Raw genomic sequence first — 2,441 nt, 5'->3', positions numbered from 1 at the left:
TTCACACCTCTGTATAAGTACTGGAAATCTTGAGCATTCAAAAAGAGACAAACTTTCTGGCAAAATGTCTCTGATTCGCTGATAACTTCGTGTATTCTGGGATATCCGTTCTTTGTGGAGAGCCGAATGATTCCTAGAGATATGCAACGACTCATCAAAAAAAATTCTAATCCAGTTTGCAAGAAAACAGAAGTAACCCCACCACCCACTGAACCCATTGAGATCCCTGAGAGTAAAGATATTCCTGAAATAGTGATTGAACCAAATCTACCTGTGTACATTGAAGCATCAAAATCAGACTACATTGAAGCATCAAAATCAGACTACATTTCTGAACACTATCGCCAAGAGCGCTCTGTTGGCAACTCTGGGTGGCAACCGTCTGACGTGTGGCGAGAGTTGAGGGTTGATGATTTTTGTCGTGGGTGAGTCAGTATTTAAACAGCGCGATGCCTGCGGTTCTTGCTAGCCTACGCTAAAATATAATGCCTGCATTTTGAAATAGTGGCAGTTGAATTACTTGGGTTTGTTTGGCGTTATCCAAATTGGAAAAGGAAATGCCCAGCAACCTAATACTGCGGTTTTCCAGATCAATCGACTCAAACAGCGCTTTGGCTATCTCAAAAATCGTAGAGAGTTCACTGATGGGAGCAAGCATTGTTTTACTGCGGGTTATCTGATGATAGTCAGAAAACTTGACTTTCAGAGTTAATGTGCGTCCTCGCGTTTCATGTTGCTCTAACCGTTGCTCCACTATCTGGGCAATCTGTTCGAGTTCCTGCAACATCTGACCTACATCGCTTAAGTCCTGTGCAAATGAGGTTTCTGCACCAACTGATTTACGAACTCGATTTGCTTCAACTAGGCGATCATCTTCTGCTCTGGCAATTTTGTAGTAATAATGACCAGCTTTACCAAAGTGGTGTGTTAACTCAGTCAGCGATCGCGTTTTCAAATCCGCACCACTATGAATGCCGAGCGAATGCATCTTCGCCGCCGTCACCTCTCCAATGCCGTGGAACTTCTCAATTGGCAGCTTCTCTACAAAGGCGATCGCATCCTCCGGTAAAATCACCGTTAGTCCATTCGGCTTGTTCTGCCCTGATGCCATTTTTGCTAGGAACTTGTTAATTGACACGCCTGCGGTTGCTGTCAACTGAGTTGACTGGAAAATTGCAGTTTTGATATGTCTTGCGATCGTAGAAGCGTAGGGGATGTTTTGCTTATTTTCAGTAACATCCAGGTATGCTTCATCTAGTGCAACTCCTTCCACTAAATCACTGTAGCGTTTAAAGATAGCGTGGATTGCTGCGGAAATATCTCGGTAAACGTCAAATCTTGGTCTGACAAAGATAAGCTCAGGACATTTTGCGATCGCTGTTACTGACGGCATCGCGGAGTGAATACCAAACTTACGAGCTTCATAACTGGCGGCTGCAACTACGCCTCGTTGACTTGGGCTACCACCGACGACTAACGGTTTGCCGGGCGTAGCTAGGGTTGTCCCTCTGTTCCACCGATGCGTAAAAAGCGTCCATATCAACATGAATTATCTTTCTCACTTGAAACAAAGTGAAGCATTAGAAAGTTAGGCTAACTGGTACTAAGTGAAATACTATATTACCAGTCTTATAGTACACTAACACTACTTATTCCCAATATCATATCTGCATTACTTACCACCTGGCTATGTGACCAGTCGGTGCGGCATACCATCATCGCCCCTTCAACACATCACGTTGTTCACCCAAAGATTTTTTGAAGTTAGCGAGGAGTTACGGCAGAAATTACATAAGCATGGCTATCAAGTTGTCGAAATGCAGATTAAGCAATTCTTAGGTAAAGACCATCACATGAACGGCTTGGAACTCGAAGATGGCACTGTCATCGAGCTAGAAGCTGGACTCATTTCAATAGGGTGGAAGTATCACGCTGATTATCTGGATAAATTCAATCTAGAAAAGCAGGGTGAAAACTTAGTCACTGATAAGATACAGCAGTTATCAATTTAACCCGGAACAGGTGAAAGCTGCCCAATAATAAGGGTGAGAGAAAGGTTTAGACTCTCGACAAAAAGATTCCAAATCTTTTTTTGCTTGATAAATTCGGTTTCCGATTTGGGCATACTTTTTATATTCTTCATTGCGTTGCTGATACATTTGAGAATCTTGTGGATGAATATCCCGTTCTTCTTGAGTTTTTTTACGCAGCGTGTAGATTTCCTTACCTTTCTGCGTTAAAAAAGAACTTAACTTAGGTTTGTAAATGGTGGTAAGAGTTTCACCTGTAAGGGTACGCAGTTCAAATTGAGCTTGTCTAATTGATTGCAGTCGTTTGTTTCCCTGATGTCGGGATTGATAGTAAAATAGTGAAAATAGTGCTGTTGCGAATGGCACTAAGAAAAGCCGAAACCCTTGCGGTTTAAGCAGTTTGCAACTGCT

The 2,441-nt window shown here is 42.6% G+C and carries 4 protein-coding genes; 2 read left to right on the top strand and 2 right to left on the bottom strand.

Features of this window, described 5'->3' with window-relative positions:
• The first annotated feature begins 126 nt into the window (after positions 1-126).
• On the top strand, positions 127-429 hold the full coding sequence (locus ACFFAP_RS37960) for a hypothetical protein (RefSeq protein WP_298909900.1): 303 nt from the start codon (positions 127-129) through the stop codon (positions 427-429).
• 46 nt (positions 430-475) lie between these two features.
• On the opposite strand, the gene dinB is transcribed toward ACFFAP_RS37960, so the two are convergent.
• Entirely contained in the window at positions 476-1,546 is a 1,071-nt protein-coding gene (gene dinB, locus ACFFAP_RS37955; protein ID WP_375516027.1) for a DNA polymerase IV, read from the bottom strand.
• Between the two features lie 145 nt (positions 1,547-1,691).
• On the opposite strand from dinB, the gene ACFFAP_RS37950 reads away from it, so the two are divergent.
• Positions 1,692-2,012: a hypothetical protein gene (locus tag ACFFAP_RS37950; protein WP_375516026.1), complete on the top strand. Its 321-nt coding sequence runs from the start codon at positions 1,692-1,694 to the stop codon at positions 2,010-2,012.
• Here the strand turns inward: ACFFAP_RS37950 and ACFFAP_RS37945 are convergent.
• Positions 2,004-2,441: CHAT domain-containing protein (locus ACFFAP_RS37945; RefSeq protein ID WP_375516025.1), on the bottom strand; the 438-nt coding region annotated here is incomplete at its 5' end. The two genes, ACFFAP_RS37950 and ACFFAP_RS37945, sit on opposite strands and share 9 nt — an antisense overlap.

The sequence above is a fragment of the uncultured Nostoc sp. genome (assembly GCF_964245575.1).
Classification (GTDB): Bacteria; Cyanobacteriota; Cyanobacteriia; order Cyanobacteriales; family Nostocaceae; genus Nostoc.
Note: the sequence above shows the minus strand (reverse complement) of the source record. Positions and strands in the feature narration are given on the sequence as shown.

What these genes read in the sequence shown, in the direction of transcription:
- dinB (WP_375516027.1), bottom strand. Translation starts at nt 1,546, where the DNA reads ATGTTGATATGGACGCTTTTTACGCATCGGTGGAACAGAGGGACAACC.
- ACFFAP_RS37960 (WP_298909900.1), top strand. Translation starts at nt 127, where the DNA reads ATGATTCCTAGAGATATGCAACGACTCATCAAAAAAAATTCTAATCCA.